This window comes from Herbaspirillum sp. WGmk3 (genome assembly GCF_023952535.1).
GTDB classification, from domain to species: domain Bacteria; phylum Pseudomonadota; class Gammaproteobacteria; order Burkholderiales; family Burkholderiaceae_D; genus Herbaspirillum; species Herbaspirillum huttiense.
Map to the genome: position 1 here is coordinate 273,600 of NZ_JAKYWT010000006.1, position 17,318 is coordinate 290,917.

The 17,318-nt window shown below is 63.3% G+C and carries 15 protein-coding genes; 2 read left to right on the forward strand and 13 right to left on the reverse strand.

The window, feature by feature from the left end; genetic code table 11:
* Positions 1-3: 3 nt before the first annotated feature.
* The 9 genes from MKD49_RS22450 to glpD all read right to left on the reverse strand — a co-directional run bounded on the left by MKD49_RS22450 (position 4) and on the right by glpD (position 9,611).
* The gene (locus MKD49_RS22450; RefSeq protein WP_166675037.1) at positions 4-153 is read right to left on the reverse strand and encodes a hypothetical protein; all 150 of its coding nucleotides are present in this window, start codon (positions 151-153) and stop codon (positions 4-6) included.
* 146 nt (positions 154-299) lie between these two features.
* Positions 300-1,781: a glycerol kinase GlpK gene (gene glpK, locus MKD49_RS22455; protein WP_252697416.1), complete on the reverse strand. Its 1,482-nt coding sequence runs from the start codon at positions 1,779-1,781 to the stop codon at positions 300-302.
* Positions 1,782-1,992: 211 nt separating this feature from the next.
* Positions 1,993-3,741, reverse strand: a complete 1,749-nt coding sequence (locus MKD49_RS22460) for an ABC transporter substrate-binding protein (protein ID WP_034331199.1) — start codon at positions 3,739-3,741, stop codon at positions 1,993-1,995.
* Positions 3,742-3,846: 105 nt separating this feature from the next.
* Entirely contained in the window at positions 3,847-4,131 is a 285-nt protein-coding gene (locus tag MKD49_RS22465; protein ID WP_252697417.1) for a DUF2160 domain-containing protein, read from the reverse strand.
* Between the two features lie 2 nt (positions 4,132-4,133).
* Positions 4,134-4,952 (reverse strand): carbohydrate ABC transporter permease, encoded by an 819-nt coding sequence (locus MKD49_RS22470; RefSeq protein WP_088754752.1) that lies wholly within the window; start codon positions 4,950-4,952, stop codon positions 4,134-4,136.
* Complete coding sequence (locus MKD49_RS22475; protein WP_252697418.1) at positions 4,945-5,835, reverse strand: carbohydrate ABC transporter permease; 891 nt, start codon at positions 5,833-5,835, stop codon at positions 4,945-4,947. Before MKD49_RS22475 ends, MKD49_RS22470 begins: the two co-directional genes overlap by 8 nt.
* 3 nt (positions 5,836-5,838) lie before the next feature.
* The gene (locus MKD49_RS22480; RefSeq protein WP_252697419.1) at positions 5,839-6,927 is read right to left on the reverse strand and encodes an ABC transporter ATP-binding protein; all 1,089 of its coding nucleotides are present in this window, start codon (positions 6,925-6,927) and stop codon (positions 5,839-5,841) included.
* Position 6,928: 1 nt separating this feature from the next.
* Complete coding sequence (locus tag MKD49_RS22485) at positions 6,929-8,029, reverse strand: ATP-binding cassette domain-containing protein (RefSeq protein ID WP_252697420.1); 1,101 nt, start codon at positions 8,027-8,029, stop codon at positions 6,929-6,931.
* Positions 8,030-8,078: 49 nt separating this feature from the next.
* The gene (gene glpD / locus MKD49_RS22490; protein WP_252697421.1) at positions 8,079-9,611 is read right to left on the reverse strand and encodes a glycerol-3-phosphate dehydrogenase; all 1,533 of its coding nucleotides are present in this window, start codon (positions 9,609-9,611) and stop codon (positions 8,079-8,081) included.
* A 402-nt stretch (positions 9,612-10,013) separates the two neighbouring features.
* Here glpD and MKD49_RS22495 point away from each other — a divergent pair, with 402 nt between their 5' ends.
* Both MKD49_RS22495 and adhP read left to right on the forward strand, forming a co-directional pair.
* Positions 10,014-10,772, forward strand: coding sequence for a DeoR/GlpR family DNA-binding transcription regulator (locus tag MKD49_RS22495; RefSeq protein WP_252697422.1), 759 nt, complete (start codon positions 10,014-10,016; stop codon positions 10,770-10,772).
* A 382-nt stretch (positions 10,773-11,154) separates the two neighbouring features.
* Positions 11,155-12,180, forward strand: coding sequence for an alcohol dehydrogenase AdhP (gene adhP, locus MKD49_RS22500; protein ID WP_121044585.1), 1,026 nt, complete (start codon positions 11,155-11,157; stop codon positions 12,178-12,180).
* Between the two features lie 86 nt (positions 12,181-12,266).
* Here adhP and MKD49_RS22505 read toward each other — a convergent pair whose 3' ends face one another.
* The 4 genes from MKD49_RS22505 to MKD49_RS22520 form a co-directional block, all read right to left on the reverse strand.
* On the reverse strand, positions 12,267-12,575 hold the full coding sequence (locus MKD49_RS22505; protein WP_252697423.1) for a HigA family addiction module antitoxin: 309 nt from the start codon (positions 12,573-12,575) through the stop codon (positions 12,267-12,269).
* A gap of 119 nt (positions 12,576-12,694) precedes the next feature.
* A complete protein-coding gene (locus MKD49_RS22510; RefSeq protein ID WP_252697424.1) occupies positions 12,695-14,200 on the reverse strand; it encodes a DASS family sodium-coupled anion symporter in 1,506 nt (501 codons plus the stop codon).
* A 165-nt stretch (positions 14,201-14,365) separates the two neighbouring features.
* Positions 14,366-15,700 carry a DUF3100 domain-containing protein gene (locus MKD49_RS22515; RefSeq protein ID WP_121044595.1) on the reverse strand — a complete coding sequence of 445 codons (1,335 nt, stop codon included), beginning with the start codon at positions 15,698-15,700 and terminating at the stop codon, positions 14,366-14,368.
* A 96-nt stretch (positions 15,701-15,796) separates the two neighbouring features.
* Positions 15,797-17,311, reverse strand: coding sequence for an aldehyde dehydrogenase family protein (locus tag MKD49_RS22520; RefSeq protein WP_252697425.1), 1,515 nt, complete (start codon positions 17,309-17,311; stop codon positions 15,797-15,799).
* Positions 17,312-17,318: the final 7 nt, after the last annotated feature.

Consider the following 17,318-nt stretch of genomic DNA (forward strand, 5'->3'; position numbering starts at 1 on the left):
TGATCAGGCCATCCCCAGCACCGTCATGAAGTGACGCCCGTGTGCCTCGTGCGAGGCCGCGGGCACGCTGATGTCACATGCCATCAGGAAGGTGGTGGCAGCCTCGATGAAGCCATCGGCCAGTTGCATCGCGTCCAGCAGCAGGTGTTCCATGATCCGCTCCTTGTCTCATGCCCGGCAGCGGGATGCGCCGGGCTTGAGAGGATCATGGCGCAGTGTTGTTATCGTCCTGTGTCAAAAGGCGTGCGCCCTGTTTCAATTGAAACCGGCGGAACCAACGCCCCCGTTCCGAGAGCGCCTCAACCTGCACTGACCTGCCGAATCGCCGCTTCCCACGCGTGGATACGCTCCTGCGCCTGCTCGCGCGTGAAGCGCGGCTCGAAGGTACGCTCCATGCGCCACTGCGCGGACAGCTCCGACAAATCACGATAGACACCGGTGGCCACTCCGGCCAGATAGGCCGCACCCAGCGCGGTGGTTTCGGTGACCTGGGGACGGATCACCGGAATGCCCAGCAGATCGGCCTGGAACTGCAGCAGCAGGTTGTTGGCCGCCGCCCCGCCATCCACGCGCAATTCGGTGATGGGCGAGACCGCATCCTTGACCATCGCATTGAGCAGGGCAGTACTCTGGAAGGCAATCGATTCCAGCGCCGCACGGGCGATGTGGGCCACCGTGCTGCCCCGGCTCAAGCCGACGATGGCGCCCTTGGCACCCGGGTTCCAGTAAGGCGCCCCCAGTCCGGTGAAGGACGGCACGAACACCACGCCCCCCGAATCTTCCACCGTGCAGGCCAGGCCCTCGACGTCGGTGGAAGTCTTGATGGCCTTGAGGCCATCGCGCAGCCACTGCACCACGGCACCGCCGATGAAGACACTGCCTTCGAGCGCATATTGTTTGCGTTCATCGACCTGGCAGGCAGCGGTACTGATGAGGCCGTTGTGCGAAGTGGCGCACTGGTCGCCGGTATGCAGCAGCATGAAGCAGCCGGTACCGTAAGTATTCTTGGCCATGCCGGGACGCACGCAGGCCTGGCCGAACAGCGCCGACTGCTGGTCGCCGGCGATGCCGCCGATCTTGACCGCCGCGCCCAGGTGCCGCGCATCGATCTCGCCATAGAGGTGGGCCGAGGCATGCACCTGCGGCAGCATCGCGGCGGGAATATCGAGCCATTGCAACAGCTCTTCATCCCAGGCCCCGGTGTGGATATTCCACAGCATGGTGCGCGAGGCATTGGACACATCGCTCACGTGCTGGCGGCCCCCGGTCAGGTTCCAGACCAGCCACGAATCGACGGTGCCGAACAGCAGTTCGCCCCGTTCGGCACGCGCACGCAGGCCGTCGACATTGTCGAGGATCCAGCGCAGCTTGGTGCCGGAAAAATAAGGATCGAGCACCAGCCCGGTCTTCTTCTGGATGGCCTCGCCCAGGCCACGGTCACGCAGCGCCGCGCAGACCACTTCAGCGCGGCGGTCCTGCCAGACCACGGCGTTGTAGACCGGCTTGCCGGTGGCGCGCTCCCACACCACGGTGGTCTCACGCTGGTTGGTGATGCCCAGGGCGGTCAGTTCTTCGGCCTTGATGCCGCTTTGCGCCAGCACCTTCTGTGCCGTCTGCAACTGGCTCTGCCACAGGTCCATGGGGTCGTGCTCGACCCAGCCCGGCTGCGGGAAGATCTGCGGGAATTCCTGCTGGGCCGTGGCGACGATGGCGCCACTCTGGTCGAAGATGATGCTGCGCGAGCTGGAGGTACCCTGGTCGAGGGCGAGCAGATAGGCCATGATGATTCCTTGCAGACGACTGAAATACTAAAGTTTGAAAATGGAATAACACATTCCTGCGGGCCGCAACCGCAATCCAGATGCGGCCATTCTCGGGAGAGACTAAGGTTCAACCCGAAACCAAGTCAACACGCACCCGATCAACGTGAAGACGCCACCCCGACACCGGCCGGGATGGCGTCATCTCACGCGTGATGGCGATCAGGCTGCATCAGCGGACGCGGCCATCCTTCCAGGCTTGCAGCAGCTTGTCGTAGGGGATGGTCTCGCCCTTCGGCTTTTCGTTGGCCAGCTTGGCCCACGGTGCGCCCTTGTCGGACAGCCAGGTGGCCGGATCCTTCTTCGGATTCAGCTTGGGCGCGCACTGCTTCATGCCGGCGCGCTGCAGGCGGGCCATGATACCGTCCATTTCATCGGCCAGATTGTCCATGGCACCTTGCGGGGTCTTCTCGCCGGAGATGGCCGAGGAGATGTTCTTCCACCAGATCTGCGCCATCTTCGGATAGTCAGGCACGTTGGTACCGGTCGGGGTCCACGCCACCCGGGCCGGGCTGCGGTAGAACTCGATCAGGCCACCGTACTTGGCAGCGTTCTTGGTGAAGTAGTCGGAGCGGATGTCGGAGTCACGGATGAAGGTCACGCCGACGATGGACTTCTTCAGCGAGACGGTCTTGGAGGTCGTGAACTGCGCATACAGCCAGGCTGCGGCCATCTGGTCGGGCGGGGTGCTCTTCAGGAAGGTCCACGAACCGACGTCCTGGTAGCCGTTCTGCATGCCGTCCTTCCAGTACGGACCGTGCGGGCCGGGGGCCATGCGCCACTTGGGCGAACCGTCGGCGTTGACCACCGGCAGGCCCTGCTTGGTCATGCTGGCGGTGAAGGCGCTGTACCAGAAGATCTGCTGCGCGATGTGGCCTTGGGCAGGCACCGGGCCGGCTTCGGAGAAGGTCATGCCCAGCGCTTCGGGCGGAGCGTACTTCTTCATCCAGTCCAGATACTTGGTCAGGGCGTAGACCGCTGCAGGCGAGTTGGTGGCACCGCCGCGCGAGGTCGAGGCACCGACCGGGGTGCACTTGTCATCGGCCACGCGGATACCCCACTCATCGACCGGCAAGCCGTTGGGCAGGCCCTTGTCGGCGGCACCGGCCATGGACAGCCAGGCATCGGTGAAGCGCCAGCCCAGCGACGGATCCTTCTTGCCGTAATCCATGTGGCCGAAGACCTTCTTGCCGTCCAGTTCCTTGACGTCATTGGTGAAGAAGGCGGCGATGTCTTCGTAAGCCGACCAGTTCTGCGGCACGCCCAGTTCATAGCCGTACTTGGCCTTGAACTTGTCCTGCAGGTCCTTGCGCGCGAACCAGTCGGCGCGGAACCAGTACAGGTTGGCGAACTGCTGGTCGGGCAGCTGGTAGAGCTTGCCGTCCGGCGCGGTGGTGAAGCTGGTACCGATGAAGTCCTTCAGGTCCAGGCCGGGGTTGGTGTATTCCTTGCCGGGGCCGGCCATGTAGTCGCTCAGCACCACGGTCTGGCCGTTGCGGTAGTGAGTACCGATCAGGTCGGAGTCGTTGACCCAGCCGTCATAGATGGACTTGCCCGATTGCAGCGAGGTCTGCATCTTCTCGACCACGTCGCCTTCCTGGATCACGTCGTGGATGACCTTGATGCCGGTGATTTCCTCGAAGGCCTTGGCCAGGGTCTTGGATTCATAGGCGTGCGTATCCAGGGTCTCGGAGACCACGTGGATTTCCTTGACGCCCTTGGCCTTGAGCTTGGCGGCGGCGTCGATGAACCATTGCATCTCGGTGACCTGCTGTGGACGCGACAGCGTGCTGGGCTGGAATTCCGAATCCACCCACTTCTCGGCGGCCTTGATGTCGGCCCAGGCATTGCCCGCGATACCGGCCATGGCCATGGCGGCGGCCAGCACGGTCAGTTTGATTTTCCGCATGTTCTGCATCATGTCTCCTCGTCACCTTCCCCTGAGTTGGCGTGCCGGGTAGGGAAGGAGAATCCCCGGACGTCCATTGTGATTACAGATCTGTTGCCTGCTGCCTGAAAATTCGTCTTAGCCCTTGCGCATGATCAGCACCAGCGCCACGAAACCCAGCGCCGCTGCATACCACTGGTCCATATCGGTCAGTCCGACCCAGGCCAGGTTGATGTAAGCGGCCGTGAGCAGCCCGATGAACAGGCGGTCACCGCGCGTGGTGCGCATGGGCAAAAAGCCCTTGCGCTCGATGGTCGGCGAGCGGATCTCCCACACCGTCATGCCGATCAGCATCAGCACCACGCAGACGAAAAAGATCGCAACCGGTGGCGTCCACGACATCCACGACAAAGCATTTCCCATGATCACACTCTCCCCATTGCGAAGCCCTTGGCGATGTGGTTGCGCACGAACCAGATCACCAGGGCTCCCGGAACAATCGTCAGCACGCCGGCCGCGGCCAGGATGCCCCAATCCATGCCCGCCGCCGATGCGGTACGCGTCATGATGGCGCTGATGGGCTTGGCGTTGACCGAGGTGAGCGTGCGGGCCAGCAGCAGTTCCACCCAGCTGAACATGAAGCAGAAGAAGGCCGTCACGCCCACGCCTGACTTGATCAGCGGCAGGAAGATGCGCAGGAAGAAACGCGGGAAGGAGAAGCCATCGATATAGGCCGTCTCATCGATCTCGCGCGGCACACCCGACATGAAGCCTTCCAGGATCCACACCGCCAGCGGCACGTTGAAGAGCATGTGCGCCAGCGCCACCGCGATGTGCGTGTCCGACAGGCCAATGGTCGAATAGAGCTGGAAGAACGGCAGCAGGAACACCGCCGGCGGTGTCATGCGGTTGGTCAGCAGCCAGAAGAACATGTGCTTGTCGCCCAGGAAGCGATAACGCGAGAAGGCATACGCGGCCGGCAAGGCCACCAGCAGCGACATGACCGTGTTCATGGCCACGTAGATGATGGAGTTGATGTAGCCCGAATACCAGGACGGATCGGTGAAGATCGTCTTGTAGTTGTTCAGCGTCGGCGCATTGGGCCAGAGCGTGAAGACCGACAGCGTCTCCTCGTTGGTCTTCAGCGACGTGTTCAGCAGCCAGTACAGCGGCACCAGCGTGAAGGCGATGTAGACCAGCATCACCAGGGTGCGGGTGAAGGTCTTGTCCTGGGTCTTATTCATGTTGGCCACCCGAAGCATTGGCGTTGTTGCCGGCGCTCTGCATCCAGTTGTAGAGCACGAAGGACAACAGCAGGATGATGAGGAAGTAGATCAGCGAGAAGGCGGCAGCCGGACCAAGGTCGAACTGGCCCACGGCTTTCTGCGTGAGGTACTGGCTCAGGAAGGTGGTCGAGTTGCCGGGACCGCCGCCGGTGAGCACGAAGGGCTCGGTGTAGATCATGAAGCTGTCCATGAAACGCAGCAGCACCGCGATCACCAGCACGCCGCGCATCTTGGGCAGCTGGATGAAACGGAATACCGCCCAGCGGCTGGCACCGTCGATCTGCGCCGCCTGGTAATACGCGTCCGGAATCGAACGCAGACCGGCGAAGGCCAGCAGCGCCACCAGCGGCGTCCAGTGCCACACGTCCATGAGCAGCACGGTCAGCCAGGCGTCCACCGGATTGGATGCGTAGTTGTAATCGATGCCCAGCACGTTCAGCAGGTGGCCACCCAGCCCGATGTCGCCACGGCCGAAGATCTGCCAGATGGTGCCGACCACGTTCCATGGAATGAGCAGCGGCATGGCCAGAATCACCAGCGTGGCGGAGGATTTCCAGCCCTTGTGCGGCATGGCCAGCGCCAGGCCGATGCCCAGCGGCAGCTGTACCAGCAGCACGCAGAAGGAGAAGATCAGCTGGCGCAGCAGGGCCGCATGCAGCTCGCTGTCGCGCATGACGTCGCGGAACCAGTCCAGGCCCACGAAGACTTTCTGTTCGGGGCTGATGATGTCCTGCACCGAATAGTTGACCACCGTCATCAGCGGAATGATGGCCGAGAAGGCCACTGTCAGGAAGACCGGGAGGATGAAGAACCAGGCCTTGTTGTTGTAGGGCTTGTTCATGGCTTAGCGTCCAATTCTCTCGTCGTTGCTGAAGTAGATCGTCTCCGGCTTGGCCAGTCGCAGCCACTGTGCGCCGGTGGCGATCTTCAGTTCGGGCGCCACGCGCGCCTTCACGCTCATGCCCTCGAACTGCGCGGTCACCAGCTGGCTGGTGCCCAGATGCTGGACCTGAGTGACCTCGGCACTGACGGCACCGGCCGTACCGGGTGCGGCCAGCTCGACGAATTCGGGACGGATGCCCAGCTTCAGCTCACCGCTGCTGTTCTTCAGGGCCTGCAATTGCGCGGCCTCGACCTGCAGGCGCTGTTGGCCCAGCAGGACCGCATCGCCCTCCACGCGCACCGGGCAGAAGTTCATGCCGGGGCTGCCGATGAAGTAACCGACGAAGGTGTGATCGGGGCGCAGGAACAGCGCCTCCGGCTTGCCCTGCTGCACCACCTTGCCCTCGGTCATGACCACCACTTCATCGGCGAAGGTCAGCGCCTCGACCTGGTCGTGGGTGACGTAGATGAGGGTCAGCTTCAACTGGTGATGGATTTCCTTGAGTTTCTGGCGCAGCTCCCACTTCATGTGCGGATCGATCACCGTCAGCGGTTCATCGAAGAGGATGGCCGCCACGTCCTTGCGCACCAGGCCACGGCCCAGCGAAATCTTTTGCTTGGCATCGGCCGAGAGACCGGCGGCGCGCTGCTTGAGGTCGCGGGTCAGGTCGAGCATCTCGGCGATCTCGCGCACGCGCGCCTGCACTTCGCGCTCGGCGATCTTGCGGTTGCGCAGCGGGAAGGCCAGGTTGTCGAACACGCTCATGGTGTCGTACAGGACCGGGAACTGGAACACCTGCGCGATGTTGCGATCGCGGGTGGCCATGCGGGTCATGTCGCGGCCATCGAAGAGCACCTGCCCTTCGGAAGGCTGCAGCAGGCCGGAAATGATGTTCAACAGCGTGGACTTGCCGCAGCCCGAGGGGCCCAGCAGCGCATAGGCGCCGCCGTCTTCCCACACCATGTTCATGGGTTGCAGGGCATAGTCCTTGAGGCTGGCCGGGTTGCCACTGTAGGCGTGGCCCAGGTTCTTGAATTCGATGCGGGCCATGTCAGCGGGTCTCCAGCGGGGCGCTCAGCAGGCGTCCCTGTGTATCGAACAGGAAGGCCTTGGCGGCGGCGATGCTCACTTGCACCGTGCTGCCGATGGCCACTTCATGCACGCCCGACAGCTGTGCCACCAGGGGCACATCGCCATGGCGCAGGTGCAGGTAGGTTTCGGAACCGGAGAGTTCGGCCAGGGTCACGCTGCAGCCCAGGCTCACGCCCGGTGCAGTCAGCGCCTCCAGGCGCACGTCATTGCAGCGGATGCCCAGCTTGCAGGGCTGGCCTTCCGACAGGGACAAGCTGCGTCCGGCGATCTCCAGCACGCTGCCATCGTTCATGCGGATGGCAGCCACGCCCTGGCCGGTGGAGATGGCCGTGGCGTCCAGCAGGTTCATCGGCGGATCATTGAAGATCGCTGCCACGCGGGTGGAGGCCGGGCTGTTGAACAGCTCCAGCGTCGGCGCGAATTGCAGCAGACGGCCCTCGTGCATCACGGCGGTGTGGCCGCCCAGCAGCAGCGCTTCCTGCGGCTCGGTGGTGGCGTAGACCACGGTGGTGCCGCCGGTGGCGAAGAGCGAAATCAGTTCGCTGCGCAATTCCTCGCGCAGCTTGTAGTCGAGGTTGACCAGCGGTTCATCGAGCAGCACCAGCGGGGCGCGCTTGATGAGCGCACGCGCCAGCGCGCAACGCTGCTGCTGGCCACCGGAGAGTTCCAGCGGCAGGCGTTGCAGCAGGTGGGTGATGTGCAGCTTGTCGGCGATTTCCTTGACGCGCTTGCTGATCTCCTGCTCGGGCTGCTTCTGCAGGCGCAGCGGCGCGGCGATGTTCTCGAACACCGTCAGGCCGGGATAGTTGATGAATTGCTGGTACACCATCGCCAGGTTGCGCTCGCGCACCCCCACGCCGGTGACGTCCTGGCCATCGACCAGCACGCGCCCTGCGGTGGGCTTGTCGAGCCCGGCGATGATGCGCATCAGGGACGTCTTGCCGGCCTGGGTCGGGCCCAGCAGGACGTTGATGCCGCCTTTGGCGAGATGGAGGTCAAGCGGGTACAGGTGCGTTTCGGCACCGACCGTCTTGGCCACTTGTTTCAGTTCCAGGGTCACGCTGTCTCCTCGCTACATTTTTGATTGATCTGGTATGCGGTGACCTGGCTCAGTGGGGCGTGGCGTCCGGCAAATTCGCCAGCCACGCCTCCAGCCGTCCTCTGTGCTGCGGCCCGCAGTGCAGGCCCAGCTTGCTTCGCCGCCACAGGATGTCATCCGCACCGCGCGCCCACTCGTGTTGCACCAGGTAGCGCGCTTCGGCCTCGTAGAGGCCCGGTGTCAGTTCTTCGCCCAGCGCCGCCAGGCTGTCGGCCTGGCCGATGATCTGGTCCACGCGTGAACCATAGCTGCGCGCATAGCGATGGGCCAGCCCGGCCGGCAGCCACGGAGTCCGCGCCTGCAGCTTGCGCAGGTAAGCATCGAAGTCGTAGCGCGCCACCATCTTGCCGGGCTGTTCCAGGTCGCCGCCGGGCAGCGGCGCACCGGCCGTCCACGGCTGGCTCGATGCACCCAGGTGCGGGGCCAGCATGGACAGCGCTTCTTCGGCCAGCTTGCGATAGGTGGTGATCTTGCCGCCCCAGACGTTCAACATGGGCGCACCGGCATCGTCGCATTCGAGCAGGTAGTCGCGCGTGATGGCCGAGGCATTCTCGGCGCTGTCGTCCAGCAGGGGACGCACGCCCGAGTAGGTCCAGACCACGTCTTCCTTGCCGATCTGGCGCTTGAAGTAGCGATTGGCCATCTCGCAGAGATAATCGATTTCTTCCGCATCGATCTCGACCTTGCCGGCATCGCCGTGGTATTCGAGATCGGTGGTGCCGATGAGGGTGAACTCTTCCTGATAGGGAATGGCGAAGATGATGCGCTTGTCCGGGTTCTGGAAGATGTAGGCGTAGGGGTGGTCGAACAGGCGCTTGACCACAATGTGGCTGCCCTTGATCAGGCGCAGGCTGCGCCCGGTCTTGGCCTGCGGCACCGACTGCGCAAAGCGCGCGGCCCAGGGACCGGCGGCGTTGACGATGGCGCGGGCACGCACTTCTTCCTGTTGCACGCCGCTGGCGTGCTGGTGTTCCAGCACCGCATGCCAGGTATCGCCTTCGCGGCGGGCGCTGATGCACTTGGTGCGGGTGAGGATGCGGGCACCGCGTTCCTGGGCATCCATGGCGTTCAAGACCACCAGGCGCGCATCGTCGACCCAGCCGTCGGAATAGACGAAGCCCTTGCGATAGTCGCCCTTCAACGGCTGCCCGCCCGGGTGGCGGGCAAGGTTCGCGCCTTCGGAGGCGGGCAGGATCTCGCGCTTGGCGAGGTAGTCGTACATGAACAGGCCGGCGCGGATCATCCAGGCCGGACGCTGGTTGGCGTCGTGCGGCATGACAAAGCGCAGCGGCCAGATGATGTGCGGTGCCGAACGCAGCAGGACTTCGCGTTCCTGCAGGGCCTTGCGCACCAGCTTGAATTCGTAATATTCGAGGTAGCGCAAGCCGCCGTGGATGAGCTTGGTGCTGGCCGAGGAGGTATGCTGGGCCAGGTCATGCTGCTCGCACAGCAGCACGCGCAGGCCGCGTCCGGCCGCATCGCGCGCAATGCCTGCGCCGTTGATGCCGCCGCCTACCACCAAGAGATCATATTCGAGCGTCATTCGCCGCTTCTCCGTATTGGATCCGTATGGGTTCCGGGTTGTAACTGTATTGGTGCCGTAGCAAAACTGTACTGGCCGCGCCAATGACACCGTACTGCTGTCGGGGCTGCCACTGTATTGCTGCCGTGTTTTCGCTGTATTACTGCCGTATTGGTGCCGTGTTGGTGCCGTGTTGCTTGTGTGCGGTAACCGTATTGCCGTCTCAGCGGTTCCGCTGTGTTTGCGTGCAACAGCTGCCGGGCCAACCCCGCACTTTCCCGGGAGTTGCCAATGCACCGTAAGATAAGCGACATCCCGAAAGTAAATCAACAATTATTTGTTGTTTTATGTTCGTTTATGTTTTTTAATGTTCATATCCAATCTAAATTGTTTCCCAAAAATCAACGGATTTCGATCACCTCCATGCTCAATCCCAGGCAACAGACGCTGCTGGAATGCGTTCGCAAGCACGGCACCATTTCGGTGGAAGAGCTGGCCCACCAGTTGAACGTGACCACCCAGACCGTGCGCCGCGACGTCAAGGCGATGGTCGATGCCAGTTTGCTGGCGCGTTATCACGGCGGGGTCGGGCTGCTGTCCTCGACCGAAAACATTGCCTATCCCGAACGCCAGGTCATGCATGCCGACGCCAAGCGCCGCATCGGCCGCACGGTGGCGGCGCGGGTGCCGGATGGCTGTTCGCTGATCCTGAACCTGGGCACGACTACGGAAGAGGTGGCGCGCGCCCTGCAGCAGCACAAGAACCTGCACGTGGTGACCAACAACCTGAACGTGGCCAATTCGCTGGCCAGCAATCCGGCGCTGGAGGTCATCATTGCCGGCGGCGTGGTGCGCGCGCGCGATCGCGGCATCGTGGGCGAGGCCACCATCGATTTCATCCGGCAGTTCAAGGTGGACATCGGCATCATCGGCATTTCCAGCATCGAGATGGATGGCGTCTTGCGCGACTTCGATGCCCGTGAAGTCAAGGTCGCCCAGACCATCATCGAACAGTCGCGCCAGGTCTGGCTGGTGGCCGATGCCAGCAAGTTCGGACGGCAGGCGCTGGTGAAGATGGCGCACCTGTCGCAGATCGACGTGCTCTTCACCGATGCCCCGCCCCCGCCGGAACTGGCGACCCTGCTGGCGGAAACCGATGTGGAAGTGGTGATCGCGAAGTAAGGACAAGCAGCCAGGGCAACCCCGCTGAACATCCACAAACCGTTCGGACTGAGTAGGCCCTTCAGGGCCGTATCGAAGGCGCTGCGCGGGTGGCACGATCAATGCGCTGACAGGCTTTCATGATTCTTCGACACGCTCAGGAGCGGCTTCGATACGCGGCTATGCCGCTACTCAGCACGAACGGTCAGCAGAGTCGCAAACAGCTCAACAACATCGAGTTTTTCAACGATGGGCGACATGGATCAATCCATGCGCAATCATCGATTGTCGTCGTGCGGCACGCGGAGGATATTGACGCTTGCAGGCAGGAACAACAGTTGGCCATTGCAGCACAAGGCCGCGTCCTGCCCTGGCATCCCGTTGATCCCCCCGAGGAGTGCATATGACGCAAATGATGAAAGCGGCCGTCGTCCGCGAATTCGGCAAGCCCCTGTCGATTGAACAAGTGCCTGTTCCCACGCCTGGTCCGGGCCAGATCCTGGTCAAGTTCGAAGCCAGCGGCGTCTGCCATACCGACCTGCACGCCGCCCATGGCGACTGGCCCGTCAAACCAACACCCCCGTTCATTCCCGGCCACGAAGGCACCGGCTACGTCGCTGCGCTGGGCGCTGGCGTGAAGCACGTCAAGGAAGGCGACCGCGTCGGCGTGCCCTGGCTGCATACGGCCTGTGGCTGCTGCTCGCCCTGCCGCACCGGCTGGGAAACCCTGTGCGCCGAACAACAGAACACCGGCTATTCCGTCAACGGCAGCTTTGCCGAATATGGCCTGGCCGATCCCAACTTCGTCGGCCACCTGCCCGCTGGCCTGGACTTCGGCCCGGCAGCCCCCGTGCTGTGCGCAGGCGTGACCGTCTACAAGGGCTTGAAGGAAACCGAGGTGCGCCCCGGTGAATGGGTGGTGATCTCCGGCATCGGCGGCCTGGGCCACATGGCCGTGCAATATGCCAAGGCCATGGGCATGCACGTAGTCGCTGCCGACATCCACGAAGACAAACTGGCGCTGGCCAAGAAGCTGGGCGCAGACCTGACCGTCGATGGCCGCGACCACAATGCGGTGGCCGAAGTCCAGCGCATCATCGGTGGCGCCCATGGTGCGCTGGTGACGGCGGTGTCGCCCAAGGCGATGGAACAGGCGTTCGGTTTCCTGCGTGCACGCGGCACCATGGCACTGGTGGGCCTGCCACCGGGCGACATCAGCCTGCCGGTGTTCAATACGGTGTTGAAGCGCATCACCGTGCGCGGCTCCATCGTCGGCACGCGCCAGGATCTGGAAGAGTCACTGGTCTTTGCGGCCGAAGGCAAGGTGGCGGCGCACTTTACCTGGGACAAGCTGGACAACATCAATGCCATCTTTGCGCGCATGGAAGAGGGCAAGATTGATGGGCGGATTGTGCTGGACTTGAAGTAAGCAGTCCCGGCGTACGCAGAACTTTGACGCAATAAAAAATGACGGCTTCTCGGGAAGCCGTCATTTTCGTTGAAGCCGCTGCCTGCTCAAACCGGGCTCGGCTCCTTGGGTTGCCACTGCTTGATACCAGCGAGCACATCACGCATCTTTTCACGCGCGACTTCGGTGTCATACGCGACTTGCGCGCGCAGCCAGTATCCGGCGGAGAGGCCGAAGAAGCGTGCGAGTCGCAAATCGGTATCGGCTGTCACGGCACGCTTGCCATTGACGATCTCGCTGATGCGCAATTGCGATACGCCGATTTCCTTGGCCAGGCGGTATTGGGTAATACCGCAGGGCTTCAGAAATTCGATCTTGAGCAATTCGCCGGGCGATACAGCCCTGATCTCTCGCATGATGCCTGTCTCTCGGAAGTAACGAAGGGAGCAGCATTCTGCCCGAGCCGAATCACGAAGCGAAGCAGCATCGCGAACAACTGATGACAATCTGGCTTCGCTTCGATCTCACCGCACTTTTACCAATACCCCAACACCTTCCACCAAACCATCCCAACGGTAGCAAACACCAGCAATTCCACCACCGCCATCACGAAACCCACGCCCCACCACTTGCCCATGGAGACGTAACCGCTACCAAAGATGATCGGCGAAGTGCCAGTAGCGTAATGCGTCAGCGTCATCATCACGCCCGAGCCCGCGGTCATCATCAGCATGAAGGGGACCACGTACTGCGGCGGCAGCAATTGCGCGCCCACCGTGAGGAAGGCCAGCATCATCGCGCTGATGTGCGCGGTGGTGCTGGCGAAGAAGTAATGCGACAGGACGAAGACCAGCAGCAGCACTGCAGCCACCGCGATCCAGCCCATGCCGCTGGCCACGATGGCGGCCTTCATGCCTTCCGAGAACCAGGCCACCACGCCGGTCTTGTTCAACTGCTCGGCCAGCATCACCAGGGCGCCGAACCACACCAGCGTATCCCACGCGCTCTTTTCCGAGAGCACATCATCCCAGTCAATCGTGCCGGTGATGATGAGCACGAACAATCCAACGAACGCCACCACCGTGGGATCGAGCGTGAAGGCCGCCCCCAGCAGCATGGCCGGGACATTGGCCCACAGCAGCAGCAACAGCGCAAAGGTCCCCAGCATCACCTTTTCGCTGGCCCCGAGTTTGCCCATCTTGTCGAGTTCGCTGCGGGCGTAGTCCACCGCATTGGGCGTGGACTTCAGCTCCGGCGGCGAGAGCAGGTAGATCACCATCGGCATGATCAGCAGGCACACCAGGCCGGGCAGCAGCATGCACAGCGCCCAGGTGGTCCATGAGAGTTGCAGCGCATGGCCGGTGGCCTTGGCCACATAGTTGACCACCAGCGGATTGGGCGCGGTGGCGGTGAGGAACATGGCCGAGGTGATCGGATTGGCGTGATAGTTGACCAGCGCCAGATAGGTGCCGACCTTGTTCTGCGTGCCCTTGGCCGGATCGGAATCGAAAGCGTTGGCAATCGACTTCATGATGGGATGCACGATGCCGCCGCCACGCGCCGTATTGCTGGGCGTGAACGGGGCCAGCACCAGTTCGCAGATGGCCAGCCCGTAGCCGATGCCCACTGTGCGCTTGCCCAGCAGCGCAATGAACATCAGCCCGACGCGGCGGCCGAGCCCGGTCTTTTTCAAGCCGCGCGAAATCAGGATGGCCACCACGATGAGCCAGATCAGCGGATTGGAAAAACTCGCCAGCGCATCGGCAATCGCACCCTTGGAGGAAGTCGAGGTGACCTGCGACAGCGAGACGATGACGATGGCCATCATCGCCATCACGCCGATGGGCATGACCTTCAGGATGATGGCCACGATGGTGGTGAGGAAGATCGCCACCAGTGCCCAGGCCTTGGGCTCCAGCCCCGCCGGGCAGGGTGTGAGCAGCAGCAGGATCAGGACCGCCGTGGCGATCAGGGCCGGACCCAGCTTGAACGGGACGGCATCATTGAAATACTTGAAGGTGGCTTTGAGTTGATTGAACATCACATCATCCTGGGACGGAAACTGGAACCATGAAAGCAAGATGGCCGCACAGCCTGTTGCCGTGCGGCCATCCTGGTGCCAAGTATAGTCAGCCGGGTGAGTGCGCTGTTGCGCTCATTGGCGATGTTTTGATCTGGGCCAGCCAAGCCTCAGTTTTATGGTCCCTCAGTGGAAGATCTCGGCCACCAGCGTGGCACCGATGAAGGTACCGGCGTTGGCGGCGAAGGACACCAGCACGATGCGCCAGCCCAGGCGGCGGAACGCCGGGATATCCTTGGCCAGCGACAGACCGGCGAAAGTCAGCATCACCGGTGTCACCGACAGGAAATTGATCTTGCCGGTCAGCGCCACCAGTTGTGCGGCCCACGGACAGAGCGGCGAAGTCAGCGCCATGGCCACGATGGAGACCCAGCACACCGCCGGCACCTTGCGGCCGGTCAGGCGGCACAGCATGTCGCCCACGGCCACTGCGGCCACGATCACCAGCATGCCCGGCAAGGTCTCGACGGGCTTGCTGCCATACAGGATCCAGTCGCTCACCAGCGTCAGTACTGCGGCCACGCCCCAGGCTCCCCACTTCTGCAGTTCGCTCAGTTCCGGAACTTCGGCATGATCGCTGGCCGTGACCTGGCTCTGCTCGGTCGAGGCACGCGTGGTGCGGCCCAGGATGGGCTCCAGAATCCGATAGCCATACACCGCCAGCGGCAGCGAGATGAACAGCGTGAAGTAAGTCCCCAGCGTGGTGGTGATCAGGTTGCTGGCGGCGGCGAAGGTCATGACATCCTTGGCCACTTCCGCGGTCTGCTGGGCAGCCACGGCGCCGGCGGCGGCGGCCATCATGCTGCCCGATCCGACACCTGCGCCCATGGCCAGCGCGTAGGGATGGAAGATGTTGAGGCTGGCCAGGAAACCGGCCAGGATGGCGATGAACACGGCACCGAACAGGGTGCCGGTCAGATACTCGGCCAGCACGCCGCGTCCCTCGGGAGAATCCATGCCATAGCGCTCGCCGATGATGGCCAGGCTGGGTTCGCGCCCCACCGAGAAGGTCGCACCGATGGCTTCGCGCTTGATGCCCAGCAGCAGTGCCAGGGGCAGGCCGATCAGGATGGTGCCGACGAAGTGGCCCAGCTCCTGGAAGGCCAGCGCCCAGCCGGCGGCGGCCAGCTTGGGCAGCGAACTGCCGACCATCAGACCGAGTTTGGCGATGAACAGCAGCAGCGCCGGCTGCAGCACCGACGCGGCACGAAACTGCAGGGACGTATCCAGGCGCAAGGGCGCGGGCATGGACTTGTGCAGCAAGCCCAGCAACCCGCCCATGATGATGGCCCACACCATCGGCAGCAACACCACCTTGCCCGGACCGACATTGAGCGTGACCGAACCGATCCAGTCGGCCAGCAACATCACGATGGCCGTGAAGAAGTACAGCTTCAGGAAGGGAAAGCGGGTCCGCTCTCCCTGTGGTTGCGCGACATGGCTTGCGTAGCTTGCTTGCATCTTGCTTCTCCCTCGTGACGTTGGCCGCCCGGCATCGGCCGGGCAGCCCTCTGTGATGGTGGATCGGTCGGTGTGGTGCTGCCTGGAACGGAATCGTCAGCCGGCGTAGCCGAAGGGCGTGGCCGGATTGGCTGCGGTCTCGACCCACACGCTCTTGGTCTGCGTGTAGTCGTAGAGCGCTTCCATGCCGCTGGAGCGCCCGTAGCCGCTGCGATTGAAACCGCCGAAGGGCGAGGCCACGTTGATGGTCTTGTAGCTGTTGACCCAGAAGGTACCGGCGTTCACGCCCGCAGCCACCCGATGCGCACGTGCCACGTCGCGCGTCCACACCGCACCGGCCAGACCGAATTCGCTGTCGTTGGCAATGGCGATGGCCTCGGCTTCATCCTCGAAAGGAATGGCCACGGCCACCGGACCGAAGATCTCCGCGCGCGCCACCTCCATCGCATTGTTGGCCTGCGCCAGCAGGGTCGGCCGCACGAAATAGCCCTCATCGCCATAACGCGTATGACCGGCGGCCAGGGTCGCGCCCGCTTCCAGTCCGCTGGCCACCATGCGCTGGATGTGTTCGTACTGGCGGCGGTTGTTGATGGGCCCGACTTCGGTGCTGTCCTCCAGCGGTGCGCCGAGCCGGATCTTTTCCGCGCCGGCCGCAACCGTCTCGACGAACTGCTCATACACCTTGCGCTGGACCAGCAGGCGCGAACCCGCCACGCAACTCTGTCCGGCCCCCGAGAAGATGGCCGCCTGCGCACCGAAGGCGGCCAGGCGCAGGTCGGCATCATCGAAGATGATGTTGGCCGACTTGCCGCCCAATTCCAGCACGCAGGGCATCACGCGTTCGGCGGCGGCCTTGGCGATGAGCGCACCGGTGGCGGGCGAGCCGACGAAGATCACCTTCTTCACCGACCAGGTCGCCATGGCCTGCGGCACCATGCTCTGGCCGAGGCCGGCCAGCACGTTGACCAGCCCGACCGGCAGACCGGCCTGCTCACCGAGGCGCGCGATGGCCAGCGACGAGAACGGCGTCAGCTCCGAGGGCTTGAGCAGTACCGCATTGCCGGTGGCCAGCGCCGGACCTAGCTGCCAGCCACAGGTAAAGGCCGGGGCATTCCACGGCGTCATCTGCAGCACCGTGCCGTAAGGTTCGCGGCGGGTGTAGTTCAGGTGCGAACTGGGGACCGGAATGACTTCGCCATAGAACTTGTCGGCCCATCCGGCGTAATACTCGAACATCTCGGCGACCTTCTGCATCTCGGCACGACAGTCGCGAATCGGCTTGCCGGAGGAGATCGCTTCCAGCCGCGCCAGGGCTTCGGCCTCGGCCCGGATGACTGCGCCCACCGCGTACAGCGCGCGGCCACGGGCCGCATGGCTCAGTGCCCACCACTGGCGTTGCGCACGCTGGGCGGCAGCGGCAGCGGCCTCCACGGCGGCGCCACCGCCATCACGGTAGCTCAGCGAAGGGCGGCCGGTGGCCGGGTTGTAGAGCTGGATGCTCTCGCCCTGCCCGGCCACGAGCTCGCCGTTGATCCAGGAGCCGATTTCCTTGGCTGCGGGGAAGAAATGGCCGAAGGCCAGCATCAGTTGGTCTGTGTCATGGGGCTGCATGCGTGCT

What these genes read in the sequence shown, in the direction of transcription:
- MKD49_RS22460 (WP_034331199.1), bottom strand. Translation starts at nt 3,741, where the DNA reads ATGATGCAGAACATGCGGAAAATCAAACTGACCGTGCTGGCCGCCGCC.
- MKD49_RS22505 (WP_252697423.1), bottom strand. Translation starts at nt 12,575, where the DNA reads ATGCGAGAGATCAGGGCTGTATCGCCCGGCGAATTGCTCAAGATCGAA.
- glpD (WP_252697421.1), bottom strand. Translation starts at nt 9,611, where the DNA reads ATGACGCTCGAATATGATCTCTTGGTGGTAGGCGGCGGCATCAACGGC.
- MKD49_RS22510 (WP_252697424.1), bottom strand. Translation starts at nt 14,200, where the DNA reads ATGTTCAATCAACTCAAAGCCACCTTCAAGTATTTCAATGATGCCGTC.
- MKD49_RS22515 (WP_121044595.1), bottom strand. Translation starts at nt 15,700, where the DNA reads ATGCAAGCAAGCTACGCAAGCCATGTCGCGCAACCACAGGGAGAGCGG.
- MKD49_RS22520 (WP_252697425.1), bottom strand. Translation starts at nt 17,311, where the DNA reads ATGCAGCCCCATGACACAGACCAACTGATGCTGGCCTTCGGCCATTTC.
- adhP (WP_121044585.1), top strand. Translation starts at nt 11,155, where the DNA reads ATGACGCAAATGATGAAAGCGGCCGTCGTCCGCGAATTCGGCAAGCCC.
- MKD49_RS22495 (WP_252697422.1), top strand. Translation starts at nt 10,014, where the DNA reads ATGCTCAATCCCAGGCAACAGACGCTGCTGGAATGCGTTCGCAAGCAC.
- MKD49_RS22465 (WP_252697417.1), bottom strand. Translation starts at nt 4,131, where the DNA reads ATGGGAAATGCTTTGTCGTGGATGTCGTGGACGCCACCGGTTGCGATC.
- glpK (WP_252697416.1), bottom strand. Translation starts at nt 1,781, where the DNA reads ATGGCCTATCTGCTCGCCCTCGACCAGGGTACCTCCAGCTCGCGCAGC.
- MKD49_RS22470 (WP_088754752.1), bottom strand. Translation starts at nt 4,952, where the DNA reads ATGAATAAGACCCAGGACAAGACCTTCACCCGCACCCTGGTGATGCTG.
- MKD49_RS22475 (WP_252697418.1), bottom strand. Translation starts at nt 5,835, where the DNA reads ATGAACAAGCCCTACAACAACAAGGCCTGGTTCTTCATCCTCCCGGTC.
- MKD49_RS22480 (WP_252697419.1), bottom strand. Translation starts at nt 6,927, where the DNA reads ATGGCCCGCATCGAATTCAAGAACCTGGGCCACGCCTACAGTGGCAAC.
- MKD49_RS22450 (WP_166675037.1), bottom strand. Translation starts at nt 153, where the DNA reads ATGGAACACCTGCTGCTGGACGCGATGCAACTGGCCGATGGCTTCATC.